An 18,447-nucleotide genomic window follows, 5' to 3' on the forward strand; every position below is an offset into this window, starting at 1 on the left:
GCACTGAATAGATACTTTATTGCCTTCATGCCCTCCAACTCCACCGCGTCGGCCCCTCAACAAGGCCGGGACAAGCTGCACCTGCAGCTGGCGCGGCTGTTCCGCAGCAAGGTGTCCACGGGCGCCTGGCCCGTAGGCAGCGCCATTCCCACGGTGCAGGAGCTGCAGGCGCTGCATGGCGTGTCGCGCACCACGGTGCGCATGGCGCTGGGCGCCCTGGTGGCAGAGGGCCTGCTGCTCACGCGCAAGCGCGGCGGCACGCGGGTGATTGCGGCGCCCTACAAGCCGCCGTCCTTTCTGCTGCCCACCAGCTGGAAGGAGCTGGTGGCCTTTGGCGCCCACATCGGCCAGATCACCCTGCACACCGGGCGCGACTGCCTGCCGCCGATTCCCGAAGGCTTCCCCGACGTGGGCCGCATGGCCCCCGCCTACGTGCACCTGCTGCGCGTGTACGACCATGACGCGGCGCGGTTTTGCCTGTCGCAGCTGTACCTGGAGCAGGAACTGTTCCCCGCGATCGAGGCCCAGCTGCAGCGCAGCTCCCTGGCCGTGGCCCTGAGCAGCGACCCCTCGCGCATTGCCGTGGCGCGCCAGCACCTGAGCGTGGCGCCGGCCGACGAACTGGCCGCCGAGCACCTGGGCGTGGCCCTGGGCACGCCGCTGATGCAGGCGCTGCGCTGGGCCTGCAATGCCGACGGGCTGCTGATCTACTGGGCGCGGGTGCGCTTTCTCAGCGAGTACGTGCATATGGAAATGGATCTTCTGAAATGAACCCCACCCCCTCCGCCCCGGCCAGCCGCCCGCATGCGGGCCGCGTGGCCTGGATCACCGGCTCGACCAGCGGCATCGGCCTGGCCGTGGCGCGCCATCTGGCCAGCGAGGGCGCGGCCATCGCGCTGCATGGCCAGGCCGCCGCTTCTGCCGAGACCGATGCGCTGGTGCGCGAAATCGCCCAAACGCATGGCGTGCCGGTGCGCCACTACGGGCTGGACCTGCGCGACGGCAGCGCCATCGCCCCGCTGGCGCAGCGCATTGCGGCCGAGATGGGCGCCATCGACATCCTGGTCAACAACGCAGGCATGCAGCATGTGAGCCCGCTGCTCGAATTCCCGGCCGGCAAGTGGGACGAGCTGCTGGCCGTCAACCTGTCGGCGCCCTTCCACGCCATCCAGGCCTGCGCGCCGCAGATGCTGGAGCGCGGCTGGGGCCGCATCATCAATATCGCCTCGGTCAGCGGGCTGGTGGGCGTGGCGCGCAAGCCGGCCTATGTGGCCAGCAAGCACGGGCTGATCGGCCTGACCAAGTCGGTGGCGCTGGAGTTCGCCACCACGCCCGTGACCTGCAACGCCATCTGCCCGGGCTGGGTGCTGACGCCGCTGGTGCAACGGCAGATCGATGCGCTGGCCGCGCGCGAGGGGCTGGATGCCGACGCGGCGGCCCGCCAGCTGCTGGGCGCCAAGCAGCCCTCCCAGGCCTTCGTGACCGTGGAGCAGGTGGCGGCGCTGGCCGGTTTCCTGGCCAGCGAGCAGGCCGCCCAGGTGCGCGGCGCACACTGGAACATGGACGGCGGCTTTGCCGCCGCCTGACCCCGCCACGCCTCGCCCTGCCCCGCCAAACCCCTTTTCATACCAACGACAGACAAACCCAACCAGGAGAGACAGATGTCCTTGAACGAAACCCATGACGCAGGCCTGCGCAGCTGGGTGGCCTCGGCCAACACCGGCGCCAGCGACTTCCCCATCCAGAACCTGCCGTTTGCGGTGTTCCGCCGCGCAGGCAGCCAGGAGGCCTGGCGCGGCGGCGTGGCCATCGGCGACCAGGTGCTGGACCTGGCGCGCGCAAGCGCCCTCAAGGCGCTGGGCGATGCCGTGCAGCCGCAGCTGGAGGCCGCTTCGCAGCAGCGCCTGAACGGCTTCATGGCCATGGGGCCGGCCGCCTGGTCGGCCCTGCGCCTGGCGCTGTCGCGCGCGCTGCGCGAAGGCGCTGCCGCACAGGCGGCACTGCAGGATTGCTTGGTGGCCCAGTCCGACGTGGAATACACGGTGCCGGCCCAGGTCGGCGACTACACGGACTTCTACACCTCGGTGCACCACGCCACCAACGTCGGCAAGCTGTTCCGCCCGGACAACCCGCTGATGGAGAACTACAAGTGGGTGCCAATTGGCTACCACGGCCGCGCCTCCAGCCTGCGCGTGTCGGGCGTGGACTTCCGCCGCCCCATGGGCCAGCTGAAGGCGCCCGACGCCGCCGCGCCCGCACTCAAGCCCTGCGCACGCCTGGACTATGAGCTGGAGATGGGCATCTACACCGGCGCCGGCAACGCCTGGGGCGAGGCGATTTCCATGGACGAGGCCGAACACCACATCTTCGGCCTGTGCCTGCTCAACGACTGGTCGGCGCGCGACATCCAGGCCTGGGAATACCAGCCGCTGGGCCCCTTCCTGTCGAAGAACTTCGCCACCACGGTCTCGCCCTGGATCGTGACGCTGGAGGCGCTGGAGCCCTATCGCACGGCGTTCACGCGGCCCGCCGCAGATCCCCAGCCCCTGCCCTACCTCAGCTCGCCCGCCAATTCCGAGCGCGGCGCGTTCGACGTGCAGCTGAGCGTGGCGCTGGAGACCGGCCGCATGCGCGCCGAAGGCCAGGCCGCCCAGCAGATCACCCACACCAGCTACCGCCACGCCTACTGGACCATGGCCCAGCTGGTGGCCCACCACAGCGTCAACGGCTGCGACCTGCAGCCCGGTGACCTGCTGGGCACGGGCACGCTGTCCGGCCCCACCTCCAGCGAGGCCGGCGCTCTGCTGGAGCTGACCGAAGGCGGCAAGAAGCCCGTGGCGCTGGCCAATGGCGAGAGCCGCACCTTCCTGCAGGATGGCGATGCCGTGATCCTGCGCGGCTGGTGCGAGAAGCCGGGCGCCGCGCGCATCGGCTTCGGCGAGTGCCGCGCCACGGTGCTGCCCGCGCGCCAGGGCTGACAGCAGCCTCCAATCGATCGGGCGCGATGGATTCGCCCGATCGATAGCCACGAATGTCGTGATTCCGACAGCCACGAGTGCATGACACAATTGCTGACATGCCCGCCCCATCGGAAGACGCCATCTCAGCACCTCCCGCCACCATCGACTTCGGAAGGCAGGCGGCCCCTGCACGGCAGGAGCCCGCCTTTGCCGAGCCCGGCACCGCCAAGAGCCCCAGCAAGCTGCCGCCCTCGATCGCCAGCGCCTTCGCCGCCGCAGCCTATGCGCTGCAGCACGGCGATGACGGCCCGGCCGCCGACGAAAGGGCGGCCCCCGGCGCAAGTTCCGGCACGAATTCCGGCACGACCAGCTTCACCGGTGGCCAGGGTGCAGGCCTGATGCCCGGCCTGTACGCCAGCCTGATTGGCGAGCCCTCGCGCGACTACTACCTGCGCCTGTTCGAGCGCTTCGATGCGCTGGGCAAGCCCCTGCCCACCTGGAACCTGGCCGCAGGCCTGTTCACCCTGCCCTGGTGCGGGCTGCGCGGGCTGTGGCAAGAGGGCGGCCTCTACGCGCTGGCCGCCGGCGGCACGGGCCTGGTCTGGGGCCTGCTGCTGCGCCCCGCGCTGGGCCTGCCCCCGGCCATAGCCCACGGCATCGATGCCATGCTGGTGCTGATGGCGATTGCCATTCCCGGCCTGGGCGCCAATGCCCTGTACTGGCACCATGTGCGCCGCCTCACCCTGCAAGCCATTGGCGAGGCCCCCAACATGGCCGCAGCGCACGAACGCCTGGCCCGCCGGGCGGCCACGCCCTTGCGCAAGCGGCTGGCCGTGGCGGCCGGTGCGGTGCTTGCCGCCGCTGCGGGTGCCGGCATCTGGGCGCTGTCGGGCACGCCACATTTCATGGCGGCACAGACCGAGGTGATTCCATCCGAAGCCATGCCGGCCGCTGCACCAGTTTCGCCAGCTGCACCAGCCGTGGCGCCAACGCCCGCCGCAGCCGTAGCTGCCGTTGAAACGCCAAGGACGGAACCGGCGCCCACACCCGCCCCCACTCCCGCACCCACGCCCCGGCCGCAAGAGCCAGTCGCCCAGGCAGAGGCGCGCCCTGATCCGCAAGCGCCCTTGCCCGCCGCCGGCAGCACCGTCTCCGGCACGGTCGAACCCATGCCCGTAGTAGCAGCTGCCGGCGCTGCGGGTGCCGTCGCGGCCACTGCAGCGGCAGCCATTCCCGTCAAGGCCGCGTTGGTGCCAGCCAGAGCACCTGCACCTGCACCAGCGTCCGTACACACAGCCACTCCAGCGCCCGCCAAGCCCTCCAAGGTGGCGGCTGAAACCAAACCAGCCAAGCCTGCCAAGCCTGCCGAACCCGTCGCAAAGGCCCCGGCACCTGCCAAGCCTGCCTCGGCGGCTCTGGAGCCGGGCAACTACTACATCAACATCGGCGTGTTCTCTGAAGCCGCCAATGCCGGGCGCGTGGTGGAGCGGCTGGAGAAAGCCAAGCTGCCCACGCTCAGCCAGACCCTGCACAGCAACAAGGGCGAGATCGTGCGCGTGCGCTCGGGCCCCTTTGCCAAGCAGCGCAGCGCCGATCAGGCGGCGGCCAGGATACGCGCCATGGGCCTGGAGGCCACGGTCTTCCACCACGCCCCTGCGGAAGGCCGCAGCGCGCGGCGGTGATGCCCTGGCAGCACCTTGGCAATGCCTTCGTGATGCCTTTGCTGCCGCCTGTTACTTCCGCATGCCAATGGCACCGCCCGAGCCCGGCTAAGGTATGCGGCGTTGTCCGAGGCGATGCGCCAGCGCCCGCCCTGATACTGTGCAGCACACACCCCCTGAATTGAGGAGACAGACCATGCCGACGATCACCACCCCAGCCCTGCACCGCCGCCTTGCCGCCCTGGCCCTGCTGGGCGCCACCACCCTGGTTGCGGGTTGCGCCGGCATGGGCAATCCCTTTGGTGGCAGCAGCAGCGGCGGTGGGGCGCAACCGGCCCCGCGCCCCGTGCAGGTCTGCAATGCGGCATCGGCCCAGTCCTTCGTGGGCAAGAGCAATACCTCGGCCACGCTGGAGGCCGCACGCAAGCAGTCGGGCGCCTACATGGCCCGCGTGCTGCGCGAAGGCCAGCCAACGACGATGGAGTTCAATCAGGAACGCCTGAACCTGGTGGTCGACGGCACAGGCCGCATCGTGGCCGTGCGCTGCGGCTGATCGCCGACCGATTGCGCGGTGGCGCTGGACGAAAAAAGGACGCCGAGGCGTCCTTTTTCAATGGTCGTTGGCCCGCTCACTCCGCCAGGAACAGCTCCTGCAGGTCGCTGAGGAAGTCAAAGCCCCGCTCCGTGGGCACCACCCGGCCCAGGTCGCGCGTGATCAGGCCCTTGGCCTGTGCTGCATCCAGCCCCTTGGCGATGGACGACAGCGGCAGGCCCGTGCGCTCCATGAAGTCCTGCAGCGCAAAGCCTTCGCGCAGGCGCAGCGCGTTGAGCATGTATTCGAAGGGCAGGTCGGCGCGGCGCACCTCGCCGTCCTGCGCCAGTGGCGCGCCGGCCAGGGCCTGGTCCATGTAGCGAGCGGGATCGCGAAAGCGCACCTGGCGCACGATGCGGTGCGCAAAGCTGAGCTTGCTGTGCGCGCCCGCGCCTATGCCCAGGTAGTCGCCGAACTGCCAGTAGTTGCGGTTGTGCCAGCACTGGTGGCCCTCGCGCGCATAGGCCGATATCTCGTAGCGCTGCATGCCTGCGGCGGCGGTGCGCGCGGTGATGCGGTCCAGCATGTCGTAGGCCAGGTCGTCCTCGGGGATAGCCGGCGGGAACTTGGCGAAATACGTATTGGGTTCGATGGTCAGGTGATAGACCGACAGGTGCGGCGGCGCGAAGGACAGGGCCACGTCCAGATCACGCGCCAGGTCCAGTTCGGTCTGGCCGGGCAGCGCGTACATCAGGTCGATGTTGAAGGTCTCGAAGCTGTCGGCCGCCTCGCGCACGGCCGCACGCGCCTGGGCGCCGTCGTGCACGCGGCCCACGGCCTGCAGGAAGCGGTCGTCGAAGCTCTGCACGCCAATGGACAGCCGCGTGACGCCGGCCGCGCGGAAGGCGCGGAAGCGGTCGGTCTCGAAGGTGCCGGGGTTGGCCTCCATGGTGATCTCGCAATCGGCCTCCATGCGCAGGCGCGCGCGGATGGCGGCCAGCAGCCGGTCGATGGCCTCGGGCGAGAACAGGCTGGGCGTGCCGCCGCCGATGAAGATGCTGTGCACGGTGCGGCCCCAGATCAGCGGCAGCGCGCTCTCCAGGTCGGCGACCAGGGCGTCGACGTAGCGGTCTTCGGGCAGCTCGGGGCCGTCGCGGCCGTGCTCGTGCGAGTTGAAGTCGCAGTACGGGCACTTGCGAATGCACCAGGGCAGGTGCACATACAGCGACAGCGGCGGCAGGCTGCCGAGCTGCAGCGTGCCGGGGCGCATGTAGTGCTGGATGTCGCGCTGCACGGCGGCCTGGGCGCCGGAGGCCGAATCCTGGGGCTGGATGGGAATCATCGCACCCAGCGCTCGCGCACGAGTTCGATCATCTGCAGCGTGGCGCGGCCGCGGTGGCTATGCGCGTGCTTCACGGCCGGGTCCATCTCGGCGAAGGTCTGGCCCAGCTCGGGGATGTACATCACGGGGTCGAAGCCGAAGCCCTGCGTGCCACGGCGCTCGGTGGTGATCTCGCCGAGCACGCGGCCCATGGCGATCAGCGGTTCGGGATCCTTTGCGCTGCGCACGCCCACCAGGGTGCTGACCATGGCGGCGCGGCGGTCGGCCACGCCCTGCATCTGCTCCAGCAGAGCGCGCACGTTGTTGTCGTCGCTTTTCTCGTAGCCGAACTGCGTGCAGTAGTAGGCCGTGTCCACGCCCGGCAGGCCGCCGAAGTGCGAGACGCACATGCCGGCGTCGTCGGCAATGGCGGGCAGGCCGGTGCGCTCGGCTGCGAAACGGGCCTTGGCCAGCGCGTTCTCCACAAAGGTGCAATGCGGCTCGGGCGCCTCGCCCTCGAACAGGTCGCCCTGGCGAATCAGTTCAACGCCCAGCGGGGCGAACATGGCTTGCAGCTCGGCGAGCTTGCCGCGGTTGTTGGAGGCCAACACAATCTTCATCGTAGAAATCCAGTCGGGCGCCCGTGCGCCCTTTGTCGTCAATAGGTTCGGTAGTCCATGCGCGCCAACGGCACCGCTGCCGCGGGCCGGCAGCGGCGGTCAGCGCTTGAACTGGCGCTCGGCCGAGCGGCGTATCGCTTCGTTGATCTCGGCGATGGAGCGCTCGATGGCCGCGTCGTCGAGCTCATCTTCCAGGTCTTCGATTGCCCCGCCCTGGATCGTGGATTCAAACGCGTCGTTCTCGATGTCCTGGGTGGAGATGCCCATGGTGGACTCGAAGGCGTCTGGCGTCTCCCACTCCATGGCAATGGCCGTGACGTTGTCGCTGGCATCGCCCGCATTGCGCAGCGCCGTATCGACCAGCTGGGGAATGGCCTGGGACACGGTGCGGCCGTGCAGGGTGCGCAGCAGGTGCCCTTCGTCCACGCTGCCCCACAGGCCGTCGGAGCACAGCAGCAGCTTGTCGCCCTGCTCCAGCCGGCGCGGCTCGGTCACGTCGTAGATGGGCTTGGACGGAGAGCCCAGGCAGGTGAACAGCACGTTGCGGCTCGATGTCTTGAGCTGCGCGGCGATCTCGCCCATCTCCAGATAGGAGTGATCGCGCGTGCGCACCAGCAGCTCGCCGCCGCGCACCAGGTACAGGCGCGAGTCGCCGCAATGGATCCAGGTGATCTTGCCCTTCTGGATGACGGCGGCGACCAGCGTGGTGCGCGGCGTGTCGATCATTCCCTTGGCGCTGGCATAGCGCAGGATCTGCCGGTGCGCGTGCAGCAGCGCATCGACCAGAAAGCCCTGCGGATCTTCGAGCAGCGGCTTGGCCTGGCGCTGGAAATGCACGGACATCACCTGCAGCGCCAGCTGCGCGGCGACCTCGCCTTCGGGATGGCCGCCCATGCCGTCGGCCAGCACGAAGAGCACGGCTTCCCGCGTGTAGCAGTAACCCATGCGGTCTTCATTGAGCGCACGGCCGCCGCGGCGGCTCAGCTGGAATACCGAAAACCTCATGGCTTGCGCTCCTGGCCCACGGCTGGCAGGCCTGCTGCGCCGCTGATCTTTTGCATGTTCTTCTTGGCGTCGGTCACCAGCGTGTCCAGCTGCAGGCGCATGCGCTCGGAGACGCTGAGCTTGGTGTAGCGACGCTCGCCTTCGCGGCTCAATTCCTTTTGCAGCGCAAAAACCGACTGCGGACGCGATCCCGGGTCCACGGCCATGCACCACTCGACCACCTCGATGAGATTGTCCGAATACACGCCGCGCAGCTTGGTCAGCGCCAGCGTGAGCCGGTCCTTGTCCTGACGCTGCGGCGCCTCGTTGGGCGGAAATCCCTGCATGCAGGCATAGATGCAGGCGCCGATGGCGTAGATGTCGGTCCAGGGACCCAGCGATGCGTCGCGGCGGTACATCTCGGGCGCGGCAAAGCCCGGCGTGTACATGGGGCGGATGAAGTTGCCTTCCTTGGACAGCACCTCGCGCGCCGCGCCGAAGTCGATCATCACGGCACGGTCGTCATTGGTGATGAAGATGTTGGCCGGCTTGATGTCCAGGTGCAGCATCTTGTGCTGGTGCACGATGCGCAGGCCGCGCAGCACCTCGTCGAACAGCGAGCGAATGGTCGATTCGCGGAACACCTTCTCGGCCTTGAGCTCGCGCGCGGTGACAACGAAGTCCTGCAGGGTGGCACCCTCCAGGTAGTTCATCACCATGTAGACGGTTTCGTTCTCGCGAAAGAAGTTGAGCACGCTGACCACGGAAGCGTGCGAGATCTGCGCCAGTGAACGCCCTTCCTCGAAGAAGCTCTTGAGGCCCAGGCGGTACAGCGAAAGTTTTTCGGGCGCCACGGCGGGCTGCAGCTCTCCGGGGGCACGGGTGGCCAGCGAGGCGGGCAGGTATTCCTTGATCGCCACCTGCTTGCCCTCTGCATCCAAGGCCAGGTAAACGACGCCGAAACCGCCGGAAGCAAGCCTGCGCACCACCCGATAGCCGCCGATCGTGCTGCCTGGCGGCAATGGCGCCGGCTTGATCTTGGAAGACATTTTTCTCCGGTGAGTCTCAGGGATGGGGCGAAACCCGGATAATCGGGTAATTGCAAGCATCCATCAAAAGTCCAATGCCAGTTTACAGCATGACCGGATACGCCAGTGCCCAGCACGGCGCGTCCGAAGAAGATGGTGGAGCGTCGGGCCGCAACAGCCGGCTCGGTCTGGAGATCCGCTCGGTCAACAGCCGCTTCCTGGATCTTTCGTTCCGCCTGCCCGACGAACTGCGCGCGCATGAGCCAGCCTTGCGGGCCCTTTTGACCGCCCGCCTCAAGCGCGGCAAGGTCGAGGTGCGCGCCGCCATCGACAACGACGACGGCAACTCCCTGCCCGACCCCTCCACCGCCATGCTGCAGCGCCTGGCCATGCTCCAGGACACTGTCCAGTCCTGGCTGCCCGACGCCCGCAGCCTGTCCGTCTCCGACGCCCTGCGCCTGGCCAGCGGCAGCGGCAACTCGGCCGTTGACTGGAGCAGCGTGCTGCCCACGCTGGCAGAGCAGGCCCTGACCGAACTGCTGGAGGCCCGCGCCCGCGAAGGCAAGCGCCTGGCCACCATGCTGCTGGACCGCATCGCGCAGCTGCGCAAGCTCGCGGCAGATGCCACGCCCCTGGTGCCCCAGCTCGTGGAGCAGCAGCGCCTGCGCTTCATGGAGCGCTGGAAGGAAGCGATGGCCCTGGCCGAAGGCGCCGTGGCGCCCGAAGCCGCCCAGGACCGCGCCCTGACCGAGGCCACCGCCTTTGCCATCCGCATCGACGTGGCCGAGGAAGTCACCCGCCTGGACTCGCACCTGGACGAGATCCAGAGCCTGCTCAAGAAGGGCGGCGAGATCGGCAAGCGCCTGGACTTCCTGATCCAGGAACTGCACCGCGAAGCCAATACGCTGGGCTCCAAGTCCGCCACGCTGGAGCTGACCCGCATCAGCGTGGACATGAAGGTGCTGATCGAGCAGATGCGCGAGCAGGTGCAGAACATCGAATAAGCCCAACACAGATGCCCATGCGTGAACACACTGCGCAAAATTCCATGGATTACCCCGGAAACCTCTTTGTCGTCTCGGCCCCCAGCGGGGCCGGCAAGTCCAGCCTGGTGCGTGCGCTGCGCGAGTTCGATGCGCGCGTCTCCCCTTCCGTCTCCCACACCACGCGCGCGCCGCGTGGCCAGGAAAAGCACGGCCGCGAGTACTACTTCGTCTCCGACCAGGAGTTCGACGCCATGGTGTCGAACAACGCCTTCGTCGAATGGGCGAACGTGCACAGCCGCCGCTACGGCACGGCCAAGAAGGCTCTGGAAGAGCGTATCCAGGTCGGCACCGACGTGCTGCTGGAGATCGACTACCAGGGCGCACTGCAGGTCAAGCAAGCGTTTCCGAACGCCGTGCTGATCTTCATCCTGCCGCCCAGCTGGGACGAGCTGCGTGCCCGCCTGGAAAACCGGGGCGAGGACGCGCCCGAGGTGATCGAGCTGCGCCTGAAGAACGCGGCCGAGGAGATGGCCCAGGTGGCGAAATTCGACTTCGTTATAATCAACGAATTGTTCGAGAGCGCACTGTTTGATCTCAAGACGATCATCCACGCCCAGCGCCTCAAGTATGCGGCTCAGCGCAGCCGCCGCGCAGAGACCTTCGAGTCTCTCAATATTTCTGAACCCAACTGACGTTTCCCGGAGATCCTGATGGCACGCATCACTGTTGAAGACTGCCTGGAGCAGATCCCTAACCGCTTCCAGCTCGTGTTGGCCGCCACTTACCGCGCACGCATGCTGAGCCAGGGTCACACGCCCAAGATCGAAACCAAGAACAAGCCCGGCGTCACCGCGCTGCGCGAGATCGCCGAAGGCAAGGTCGGCATCGAGATGCTGAAGAAGGTTCCGGGCTGATTTGCTGCAAAGCAACACAATGGCCCCACAAAGAGCACCGCACAGCGGTGCTTTTTTTACATGAAGCCTGCACAAACCAGCATGCACGCTACATTTAAGTCATGAAAGCGGCCTTGACTTCGTTCACAGCCCCCTCTGATCCCGTACCGCCACCCCGGCCCGAGCGCATGTCTGCAGAGCAGGCAACCGCCGTGTCGGCCAATGCCTTTGCCGGACTGATGGAGCACCTGGGATACCTGGATGCCACCAGCATCGAGCAGGTGCGCGAAGCCTATGCCTTCGCCGACCAGGCCCACAGCGACCAGTGGCGCAGCAGCGGCGAACCCTATATCACCCATCCCATCGCGGTCACGGCGCTGTGCGCGAGCTGGAAGCTCGACGCCCCGGCCCTGATGGCCGCGCTGCTGCACGATGCGATGGAAGACTGCGGCGTCACCAAGGCCGATCTCGCCCAGCGCTTCGGCCAGGACGTGGCCGAGCTGGTCGACGGCCTCACGAAGCTGGACAAGCTGCAGTTCAACACGCGCGAAGAGAACCAGGCGGAATCCTTCCGCAAGATGCTGCTGGCCATGGCGCGCGATGTGCGCGTGATCCTGATCAAGCTGGCCGACCGCACCCACAACATGCGCACCATGGGCGACATGCCGCGCAGCAAGTGGGGCCGCATCTCGTCGGAAACACTGGAGATCTACGCACCCATCGCCCACCGCCTGGGGCTGAACCAGACCTACCGCGAGCTGCAGGACCTGGCCTTCCGCCACCTGCATCCCTGGCGCTACGCCACGCTGGAAAAAGCCATCGCCCGCTCGCGCAAGCGACGCCGCGATCTGGTCCAGCGCGTGCAGGACGAGGTCAATGCCGAGTTCGCCGGCGCGGGGCTGCAGGCCCGCCTTGCCGGCCGTGAAAGCACGCTGTATTCGCTCTATCTGCGCATGGAGAAGAACCAGCTGAGCTTTGCCAAGGTGACGGACATCTACGGCTTTCGCATCATCTTGCCGCGCGTTATCGATTGCTACACGGCGCTGGGCGTGCTGCACCAGATGTACAAGCCCATGCCGGGCCGCTTCAAGGACTACATCGCCATTGCCAAGAACAATGGCTACCAGTCGCTGCACACCACGCTGGTGGGCCCCTCGGGCGTGAACATCGAGTTCCAGATCCGCACCGAGGAAATGCACATCGTCGCCGAGGCCGGCGTGGCCGCCCATTGGCTCTACAAGGCCCAGCCCGGCCACGATTCCGAGCAGCTGGGCACGCAGTGGCTCCAATCGCTGCTGGACATCCAGAACGAGACGCGCGATGCCGCCGAGTTCTGGGACCACGTCAAGGTGGACCTGTTCCCCGACGCCGTCTACGTGTTCACGCCCAAGAGCGAGATCATGGCCATGCCGCGCGGCGCCACCGTGGTGGACTTCGCCTATGCGATCCACAGCAAGGTCGGCAACCACATGACCGCCGCGCGCATCAACAACGAGGAAGTGCCGCTGCGCACCGAACTCAAGAGCGGCGACGTGGTGCAGATCGTCACCTCCGAAGACGCCACGCCCAACCCGGCCTGGCTGGGCTTCGTCAAGACCGGCCGCGCGCGCTCCAAGATCCGCCATTACCTGAAGTCGGCCGCGCAAAGCGAATCGGCACGCCTGGGCGAGAACCTGCTGGCCCAGGCCATGCGCGCCGAAGGCATGGACGCCGTGCCGCCGGCCGATGAAGCCAACCAGGCGCTGTGGGACGAAGTGCTGCGCATGGCAGGCAGCCGCAGCCGCGCCGACCTGATGGTGGACATCGGCATGGGCCGGCGCATTGCGTCGCTGGTGGCCTCGCGCCTGACGGCGCTGATGGCGCGCCACGGCCACCGGCCCGACGCCCTGCTGCTCACGCGCGAACGCTTCAATGCCAGCAACCGGCCCTTCCAGGGCGCCGTGCTGCTGGACGGCTCCAACCAAGGCTCCATCCACTACGCGCAGTGCTGCCGGCCCGTGCCGGGCGACGCCATCGTGGGCTATCTGGGCAGCGGCGAAGGCCTGATCGTGCACCACGCGCAATGCAAGATCGCACAGCGCCTGCAGGAAAAGGACAGCGACCGCTTCATCGTCGTGGAATGGGCAGATGACATCGATGCCGCGCGCCTTTTCGAGGCCCGCATCGTCGTCACCGTCAACAACGGCAAGGGCGTGCTCGCCCGCGTGGCAGCCGAGCTGGCCGGCGCCGAAGTGGACATCCTGCGCGTGGACATGGCCGACGAGGCCGCCATGAGCACCACGGACCTGTGCTTCGTGATCTCGGTGCACGACAACCAGCAGGTGGAGTCCGCGCTGCGCAACCTGCGCCGCGTGCATTCGGTGGTGCGCGCATCGCGCGTCATTCCCTGACCCCGGCCCTGCGGGCCGGTCTCGTCTCTACAGGTCCTGCACCAGTTGCTGAAGCAGCTGGCCGCAGTCGTGCTCGAACTTGCAGGCCAGCAGATCTTCGGCCCGCATGCGGCCCTGGTTGACCGCCACCACCGGCTTGCCCTGGGCCACGGCCTCGTGCACGAAGCGCAGGCCCGAATACACCATCAGCGACGAGCCCACGACCAGCAGGCCCTGCGCATGCCCGAGCGCGGCCCGCACCGCCGCCACGCGCTCGCGCGGCACGCCCTCGCCGTAGAACACCACATCGGGCTTGAGCACGCCGCCGCAGTGCGGGCAGGCCGGCACGTCGAAGCGGCTGAAGTCGCGCCCCTCCAGGTCGGCATCGCCATCGGGCGCGGCCTGGGCGCTCAGGCCGGCCCAGCCGGGGTTGCGCTGCAGCAGCATGGCCTGCAGCGCGGCGCGCTCCATGCCGGCGCCACAACCCATGCAGCGCACGGCGGCAATGCGGCCGTGCAGGTCGATGACACCCTCGCTGCCTGCTGCCGTATGCAGGCCGTCCACGTTCTGGGTGACCAGGCCGGCCATCCATCCGCGCTGCTGCAGCAGCGCCAGCGCCTCATGGGCCGGGCCGGGCCGGGCCTGCGCCATCACGGGCCAGCCCAGCAGGCTGCGCGCCCAATAGCGCTGGCGCGTGGCATGGCTGCCCATGAAGGCCTGCAGCGTCACGGGCTGGGGCCGCTTCCACTGCCCCGCCGCATCGCGGTAGTCCGGAATGCCCGAGCCTGTGCTGCAACCTGCGCCCGTCAGCACCAGCCAGCGCTGGCCAGGGCGCAGCAGGGCACGCAGCGCCTGCGCGGCATCCTGCACAGGCGGGGACAGGGAGGGCGATGGTGCAGCAGTCATGGGAGCACAGCATAGCGATCCATGGATGGCTTGGTGCGGAAACACCGTGTTGCATTCAGCGCCAGGGCGCAGCGGAGACAATGGCTGCATGCCCCACGCACATGCCACCGCCCCCGTCCCCAGCAACGCCAACGGCCCCCACATGCTGACCCGCGCCGGACTGGCCACCGCCCTGACTGCCGCTCTGCTGGCCGGCTGCGCCTCCCGACCTGCGCCCACGCCAGTGCCAGCGCCAGCTTCCGCTGCGGCGACTTCCATGGCTGCGGCCGCCCCTGCCGCGGCGGCACAGGCCGGCCCGGCCGCAGCGCCTGCTGCCGAGGCAAGCGGCGCGCAAGAGGCGTCCCAGCAGGCCGAGGCCGCCAGCTTCGAGGCCTGGAAGCGGGACTTTGCGCGCAAGGCGCTGGAGGCCGGCATCTCCGCCAAGACCGTGAGCAGCGCGCTGGAGCCGGCCCGGCTGCAGCGGCGCGCGGTGCAGCTGGACCGCTCGCAGCCCGAGTTCACGCGCACGCCCTGGCAGTACCTGGACAGCGCCGTCTCGGCCCAGCGCATTGCCCAGGGCCGTGCCAAGCTGCGCGAAGCGGCTGCACCGCTGCAGGCGGCCAGCCAGCGCCATGGCGTGCCGGCCGAGGTGATCGCCGCCATCTGGGGCATGGAAAGCAATTACGGCAACAACTTCGGCAACTTCCCCACCGTCGATGCGCTGGCCACCCTGGCCTTCGACGGCCGGCGCGCGGCCTGGGCTCAGAAGGAGTTGCTGGCCGCCCTGCGCATCATCGACAACGGCGACATCGACGCGGCCCACATGATCGGCTCCTGGGCCGGCGCCATGGGCCATACGCAGTTCCTGCCCTCGGTCTTCCTGGCCTATGCGGTGGATGCCGATGGCGATGGCCGCCGTGACATCTGGGGCAGCCTGCCCGATGTGACGGCCTCCACGGCGAACTACCTGGCCCATTCGGGCTGGAAGACGGGCGAGCCCTGGGGCGTGGAAGTGCGCCTGCCGGCAGGCTTTGACCATGCACGCGCCGAGACCAGCGTGCGCCAGGACAGCGCGCAATGGGCGGCCGAGGGCGTGCAGGCCGTGGACGGCTCCGCCCTGCCCGCCATGGCCGAAGCCAGCGTGATCGCACCGGCCGGCGCGCGCGGCCCGGCCTTCATGGTGGGCGCCAACTTCCGCACCATCCTGCGCTACAACAACTCCGTGAATTACGCGCTGGGCGTGGGCCTGCTGTCGCAGCAGCTGGCCGGTGGCCCGGGCGTGCAGGCGGCCTGGCCGCGCGATCTGGCCCCGCTGTCGCGCGAGCAGTTGCGCGCCTTGCAGGCCGCGCTCAACGACCGGGGATTTTCAGCCGGCACGGCCGATGGCGTGATGGGCCCGGCCACGCGCGCGGGCCTGCGCCAGTTCCAGCAAAGCCAGGGCCTGGTGGCCGATGGCTATCCCACGCTGGAGCTGCTGCAGAAACTGCAGCCCTGAACGCTCTCACCCGGCGGCGCTGCCCGGCTCCGGGTAGGTGACTTCCAGCACTTCCAGCGTGCGCACACCTGCGGGTGTGGGCAGGGCCACCTCGTCGCCCACACGGGCCTTGAGCAGGGCGCGCGAGACGGGTGCGATCCAGCTGACCTGCTGGCGTGCGCTGTCGGCCTCGTCGATGCCCATGATGGTGATGGTGCGCTCCTCGCCCTCGTCATCGACATAGGTGACGGTCGCGCCGAAGTAGATCTGCTCGCTGCCGGCATGCACGGAGGGATCGACCACCTCGGCGATCTCCAGCCGCTTGGTCAGGAAGCGGATGCGCCGGTCGATCTCGCGCAGGCGCTTCTTGCCGTACAGATAGTCGCCGTTCTCGGAGCGGTCGCCATTGCTGGCCGCCCAGTGCACGATCTCCACGATGCGCGGGCGCTCGTTGTCGATCAGGTCCAGCAGCTCCGTCTTCAGCCGCTCGAAGCCCTGGGGCGTGATGTAGTTCTTGCCGCCCGGCGGCAAGGGCGGCAGGCCGACTTCATCATCGTCGTCGCCGTCGGATTCCTTGGTGAAAGCCTTGCTCATAGGGAGCCGATCTTCACACAGATCACCGCAGCAGGCGAAGACGCCGCACAAACCTCGACACCAACTGAGCACAAACGAAAAAGCCTCAGAACTTTGCAGTTCTGAGGCTTGTCGTTTTGGTGCGGCTGGCAGGAATCGAACCCACGACCCCTTGGTTCGTAGCCAAGTACTCTATCCAGCTGAGCTACAGCCGCCAATCTTCGAATTATAGCGTGCTTTTTGAACGCCTACGGAAAACCATGAAAATATCGAAAAATAACCGTTGACCAGCGCCTGAACCATGGCCACGGCCTCCGTGCGGGCGCCTGAAACGAAAAAGCCTCAGAACTTTGCAGTTCTGAGGCTTGTCGTTTTGGTGCGGCTGGCAGGAATCGAACCCACGACCCCTTGGTTCGTAGCCAAGTACTCTATCCAGCTGAGCTACAGCCGCCAAGACAACGATTGTATATCAATTTCCGGCCTCTCCGCAAAAATTGCAACCATCGCAAACTCCGGGCCCCGTGGCGCACCGGCTGGCCTATATTGGCCGGTCGCGGATGCAGGCCCTGCCCTGCACCTGCGCGGGAGACAAACACAGCGAGCGGCCCGCCGCAGCGGCGGGAACGACAAGACATGACAGACAAGCGCGCGGCCACGCAGCCGCAACCGCCCGAGGGCGCCATGTGGGGGCAGCTGTTTCGCCGCAGCGCCCGCCCCTCCCTGAGCCTGCAGGGCCAGATCCGCGAGATGCTGGTCGATGCCATCCTCTCGGGCATCCTCGCACCCGGCGAATCCATTCCCTCCAGCCGCGAGCTGGCGCGCCACCTGGGCGTGGCACGCATCACCGTGGTGCTGGCCTACCAGCAGCTGGCCGAGGAAGCCTTTTTGCTGAGCCGCCAGCGCAAGGGCCACTTCATCCATCCCGACGTACTCAAGGGGCGCACGCCGGGCGGCGCTGCGGCCAGCAGCACCCCTGGCGAAGGCCGCCGCACCGACTGGTCGCGGCGCCTGTGGCTGCTGCCCAGCCAGCAGCGCAGCATCGTCAAGGAAGAGGACTGGCAGCGCTACCCCTATCCCTTCCTGTACGGCCAGTTCGACAAGGAGCTGTTTCCCACGGCCGCCTGGCGCGAATGCTGCCTCAAGGCCCTGGGCGTGCTGGACATACGCCAGTGGGCGCCCGACCAGATCGCGCGCGACGACGAGATGCTGATCCAGCAGGTGCAGACCAAGATCCTGCCGCGCCGCGGCGTCTGGGCCTCGGCCGACGAGCTGATCATCACCGTGGGTGCGCAGCACGCCCTCTACATGGTGGCCGACCTGCTGATGCGCGAGGGCACGGCCGTGGGCATCGAGGAGCCCGGCTACCCCGATGCGCGCAACATCTTCAGCAGCCGCACCTCCCAGGTCATCCCGCTGCCGGTGGACGGCCAGGGCCTGCCGGTCACGCCGCTGCTGCGCCAGCTGGACTACCTCTACGTGACGCCCAGCCACCAGTGCCCCACGGGCGTGACCATGCCGCTGGCCCGGCGCGAGGCGCTGCTGGAGATGGCCGAGGCGCACGACATCATCCTCATCGAGGACGACTACGAGAGCGAGAGCAGCTTCGACGGCCAGCCCATTCCGGCGCTCAAGAGCCTGGACCGCAGCAACCGCGTGATCTACGTGGGCAGCCTGTCCAAGAGCCTGGCGCCGGGCCTGCGCGTGGGATACATCGTGGCCGCACCAGAGCTGATACGCGAGCTGCGTGCACTGCGCCGGCTCATGATCCGCCACCCCGCCACCTTCGTGCAGCGCACGCTGGCCATGTTCATCTCCCTGGGCCACTACGAGGCCCAGCAGCGGCGCCTGGCCCAGGCGCAGAAGGAGCGGCACGCAGCCCTCACGGCCGCCATGGCCGAGCATGCGCCCGGCTGCCGCATCACGCCCGTGCGCGGCGGCGGCTCGTGCTGGGTGCAACTGCCCGACCACATTCCTGTCGAAGCCCTGGCGCAGCGCGCCGCCGCGCACGGCGTGCTCATCGAGCCCGGCGATGTGTTCTTCGCACGCCCGGGCACGCCCGGCAGCTACATGCGCATGGGCTACCAATCCATACCCGCCAACGACATCGGCCAGGGCGTGAAGGCCCTGGCCGATGCGATCCGTGAGGAGCAGCAGTAACGCA

17 protein-coding genes and 2 tRNA genes are annotated in these 18,447 nt (G+C 68.0%); 11 read left to right on the plus strand and 8 right to left on the minus strand.

Annotation, left to right across the window (positions count from 1 at the left end; genetic code table 11):
* The first annotated feature begins 27 nt into the window (after positions 1-27).
* From HFGMBDPB_RS23085 to HFGMBDPB_RS23105, 5 genes are all read left to right on the plus strand, one after another.
* Positions 28-771, plus strand: coding sequence for a GntR family transcriptional regulator (locus HFGMBDPB_RS23085; RefSeq protein ID WP_126312809.1), 744 nt, complete (start codon positions 28-30; stop codon positions 769-771).
* On the plus strand, positions 768-1,586 hold the full coding sequence (locus HFGMBDPB_RS23090) for a 3-hydroxybutyrate dehydrogenase (protein WP_016450320.1): 819 nt from the start codon (positions 768-770) through the stop codon (positions 1,584-1,586). The genes HFGMBDPB_RS23085 and HFGMBDPB_RS23090 overlap by 4 nt, the downstream gene beginning before the upstream one ends.
* Positions 1,587-1,661: 75 nt before the next feature.
* On the plus strand, positions 1,662-2,978 hold the full coding sequence (gene fahA, locus HFGMBDPB_RS23095) for a fumarylacetoacetase (RefSeq protein WP_212646355.1): 1,317 nt from the start codon (positions 1,662-1,664) through the stop codon (positions 2,976-2,978).
* A gap of 98 nt (positions 2,979-3,076) precedes the next feature.
* Positions 3,077-4,642 carry an SPOR domain-containing protein gene (locus HFGMBDPB_RS23100; RefSeq protein ID WP_070080610.1) on the plus strand — a complete coding sequence of 522 codons (1,566 nt, stop codon included), beginning with the start codon at positions 3,077-3,079 and terminating at the stop codon, positions 4,640-4,642.
* A gap of 175 nt (positions 4,643-4,817) precedes the next feature.
* Positions 4,818-5,174 carry an I78 family peptidase inhibitor gene (locus HFGMBDPB_RS23105; RefSeq protein ID WP_212646356.1) on the plus strand — a complete coding sequence of 119 codons (357 nt, stop codon included), beginning with the start codon at positions 4,818-4,820 and terminating at the stop codon, positions 5,172-5,174.
* A gap of 76 nt (positions 5,175-5,250) precedes the next feature.
* Here HFGMBDPB_RS23105 and hemW read toward each other — a convergent pair whose 3' ends face one another.
* From hemW to HFGMBDPB_RS23125, 4 genes are all read right to left on the minus strand, one after another.
* A complete protein-coding gene (gene hemW / locus HFGMBDPB_RS23110; RefSeq protein WP_046240974.1) occupies positions 5,251-6,495 on the minus strand; it encodes a radical SAM family heme chaperone HemW in 1,245 nt (414 codons plus the stop codon).
* Entirely contained in the window at positions 6,492-7,094 is a 603-nt protein-coding gene (gene rdgB / locus HFGMBDPB_RS23115; RefSeq protein ID WP_016450315.1) for an RdgB/HAM1 family non-canonical purine NTP pyrophosphatase, read from the minus strand. The genes hemW and rdgB overlap by 4 nt, the downstream gene beginning before the upstream one ends.
* A gap of 99 nt (positions 7,095-7,193) precedes the next feature.
* Positions 7,194-8,099, minus strand: a complete 906-nt coding sequence (locus tag HFGMBDPB_RS23120) for a PP2C family protein-serine/threonine phosphatase (protein WP_016450314.1) — start codon at positions 8,097-8,099, stop codon at positions 7,194-7,196.
* Entirely contained in the window at positions 8,096-9,127 is a 1,032-nt protein-coding gene (locus HFGMBDPB_RS23125; RefSeq protein ID WP_016450313.1) for a serine/threonine protein kinase, read from the minus strand. The genes HFGMBDPB_RS23120 and HFGMBDPB_RS23125 overlap by 4 nt, the downstream gene beginning before the upstream one ends.
* An 89-nt stretch (positions 9,128-9,216) precedes the next feature.
* Here HFGMBDPB_RS23125 and HFGMBDPB_RS23130 point away from each other — a divergent pair, with 89 nt between their 5' ends.
* From HFGMBDPB_RS23130 to HFGMBDPB_RS23145, 4 genes are all read left to right on the plus strand, one after another.
* Positions 9,217-10,110 carry a YicC/YloC family endoribonuclease gene (locus tag HFGMBDPB_RS23130; protein WP_017407182.1) on the plus strand — a complete coding sequence of 298 codons (894 nt, stop codon included), beginning with the start codon at positions 9,217-9,219 and terminating at the stop codon, positions 10,108-10,110.
* Between the two features lie 44 nt (positions 10,111-10,154).
* Positions 10,155-10,784, plus strand: a complete 630-nt coding sequence (gene gmk, locus HFGMBDPB_RS23135; RefSeq protein ID WP_016450311.1) for a guanylate kinase — start codon at positions 10,155-10,157, stop codon at positions 10,782-10,784.
* Positions 10,785-10,802: 18 nt separating this feature from the next.
* Positions 10,803-11,006, plus strand: a complete 204-nt coding sequence (gene rpoZ, locus HFGMBDPB_RS23140) for a DNA-directed RNA polymerase subunit omega (protein ID WP_016450310.1) — start codon at positions 10,803-10,805, stop codon at positions 11,004-11,006.
* Positions 11,007-11,107: 101 nt separating this feature from the next.
* Positions 11,108-13,375, plus strand: coding sequence for a RelA/SpoT family protein (locus HFGMBDPB_RS23145; protein ID WP_016450309.1), 2,268 nt, complete (start codon positions 11,108-11,110; stop codon positions 13,373-13,375).
* 27 nt (positions 13,376-13,402) lie between these two features.
* Here the strand turns inward: HFGMBDPB_RS23145 and HFGMBDPB_RS23150 are convergent, their stop codons facing one another.
* Positions 13,403-14,260, minus strand: coding sequence for an NAD-dependent protein deacetylase (locus tag HFGMBDPB_RS23150; protein ID WP_212646357.1), 858 nt, complete (start codon positions 14,258-14,260; stop codon positions 13,403-13,405).
* 88 nt (positions 14,261-14,348) lie between these two features.
* Between HFGMBDPB_RS23150 and HFGMBDPB_RS23155 the strand changes: the two genes are divergently transcribed.
* Positions 14,349-15,734, plus strand: a complete 1,386-nt coding sequence (locus HFGMBDPB_RS23155) for a lytic murein transglycosylase (protein ID WP_016450307.1) — start codon at positions 14,349-14,351, stop codon at positions 15,732-15,734.
* A gap of 6 nt (positions 15,735-15,740) precedes the next feature.
* Here HFGMBDPB_RS23155 and greB read toward each other — a convergent pair whose 3' ends face one another.
* The 3 genes from greB to HFGMBDPB_RS23170 form a co-directional block, all read right to left on the minus strand.
* A complete protein-coding gene (gene greB / locus HFGMBDPB_RS23160; protein WP_012203948.1) occupies positions 15,741-16,307 on the minus strand; it encodes a transcription elongation factor GreB in 567 nt (188 codons plus the stop codon).
* A gap of 117 nt (positions 16,308-16,424) precedes the next feature.
* Positions 16,425-16,501 (minus strand) — tRNA-Arg (locus tag HFGMBDPB_RS23165).
* Between the two features lie 159 nt (positions 16,502-16,660).
* Positions 16,661-16,737: transfer RNA gene (locus HFGMBDPB_RS23170), tRNA-Arg, on the minus strand.
* Between the two features lie 182 nt (positions 16,738-16,919).
* Here HFGMBDPB_RS23170 and pdxR point away from each other — a divergent pair.
* Complete coding sequence (pdxR, locus tag HFGMBDPB_RS23175) at positions 16,920-18,443, plus strand: MocR-like pyridoxine biosynthesis transcription factor PdxR (protein WP_212646358.1); 1,524 nt, start codon at positions 16,920-16,922, stop codon at positions 18,441-18,443.
* Positions 18,444-18,447 lie beyond the last annotated feature (4 nt).

Origin of the sequence: Delftia sp. PE138, assembly GCF_018320755.1 — a bacterium.
Taxonomy (GTDB): domain Bacteria; phylum Pseudomonadota; class Gammaproteobacteria; order Burkholderiales; family Burkholderiaceae_C; genus Comamonas; species Comamonas tsuruhatensis.

What these genes read in the sequence shown, in the direction of transcription:
- HFGMBDPB_RS23085 (WP_126312809.1), top strand. Translation starts at nt 28, where the DNA reads ATGCCCTCCAACTCCACCGCGTCGGCCCCTCAACAAGGCCGGGACAAG.
- HFGMBDPB_RS23090 (WP_016450320.1), top strand. Translation starts at nt 768, where the DNA reads ATGAACCCCACCCCCTCCGCCCCGGCCAGCCGCCCGCATGCGGGCCGC.
- fahA (WP_212646355.1), top strand. Translation starts at nt 1,662, where the DNA reads ATGTCCTTGAACGAAACCCATGACGCAGGCCTGCGCAGCTGGGTGGCC.
- HFGMBDPB_RS23100 (WP_070080610.1), top strand. Translation starts at nt 3,077, where the DNA reads ATGCCCGCCCCATCGGAAGACGCCATCTCAGCACCTCCCGCCACCATC.
- HFGMBDPB_RS23105 (WP_212646356.1), top strand. Translation starts at nt 4,818, where the DNA reads ATGCCGACGATCACCACCCCAGCCCTGCACCGCCGCCTTGCCGCCCTG.
- hemW (WP_046240974.1), bottom strand. Translation starts at nt 6,495, where the DNA reads ATGATTCCCATCCAGCCCCAGGATTCGGCCTCCGGCGCCCAGGCCGCC.
- rdgB (WP_016450315.1), bottom strand. Translation starts at nt 7,094, where the DNA reads ATGAAGATTGTGTTGGCCTCCAACAACCGCGGCAAGCTCGCCGAGCTG.
- HFGMBDPB_RS23120 (WP_016450314.1), bottom strand. Translation starts at nt 8,099, where the DNA reads ATGAGGTTTTCGGTATTCCAGCTGAGCCGCCGCGGCGGCCGTGCGCTC.
- HFGMBDPB_RS23125 (WP_016450313.1), bottom strand. Translation starts at nt 9,127, where the DNA reads ATGTCTTCCAAGATCAAGCCGGCGCCATTGCCGCCAGGCAGCACGATC.
- HFGMBDPB_RS23130 (WP_017407182.1), top strand. Translation starts at nt 9,217, where the DNA reads ATGACCGGATACGCCAGTGCCCAGCACGGCGCGTCCGAAGAAGATGGT.
- gmk (WP_016450311.1), top strand. Translation starts at nt 10,155, where the DNA reads ATGGATTACCCCGGAAACCTCTTTGTCGTCTCGGCCCCCAGCGGGGCC.
- rpoZ (WP_016450310.1), top strand. Translation starts at nt 10,803, where the DNA reads ATGGCACGCATCACTGTTGAAGACTGCCTGGAGCAGATCCCTAACCGC.
- HFGMBDPB_RS23145 (WP_016450309.1), top strand. Translation starts at nt 11,108, where the DNA reads ATGAAAGCGGCCTTGACTTCGTTCACAGCCCCCTCTGATCCCGTACCG.
- HFGMBDPB_RS23150 (WP_212646357.1), bottom strand. Translation starts at nt 14,260, where the DNA reads ATGACTGCTGCACCATCGCCCTCCCTGTCCCCGCCTGTGCAGGATGCC.
- HFGMBDPB_RS23155 (WP_016450307.1), top strand. Translation starts at nt 14,349, where the DNA reads ATGCCCCACGCACATGCCACCGCCCCCGTCCCCAGCAACGCCAACGGC.
- greB (WP_012203948.1), bottom strand. Translation starts at nt 16,307, where the DNA reads ATGAGCAAGGCTTTCACCAAGGAATCCGACGGCGACGACGATGATGAA.
- pdxR (WP_212646358.1), top strand. Translation starts at nt 16,920, where the DNA reads ATGACAGACAAGCGCGCGGCCACGCAGCCGCAACCGCCCGAGGGCGCC.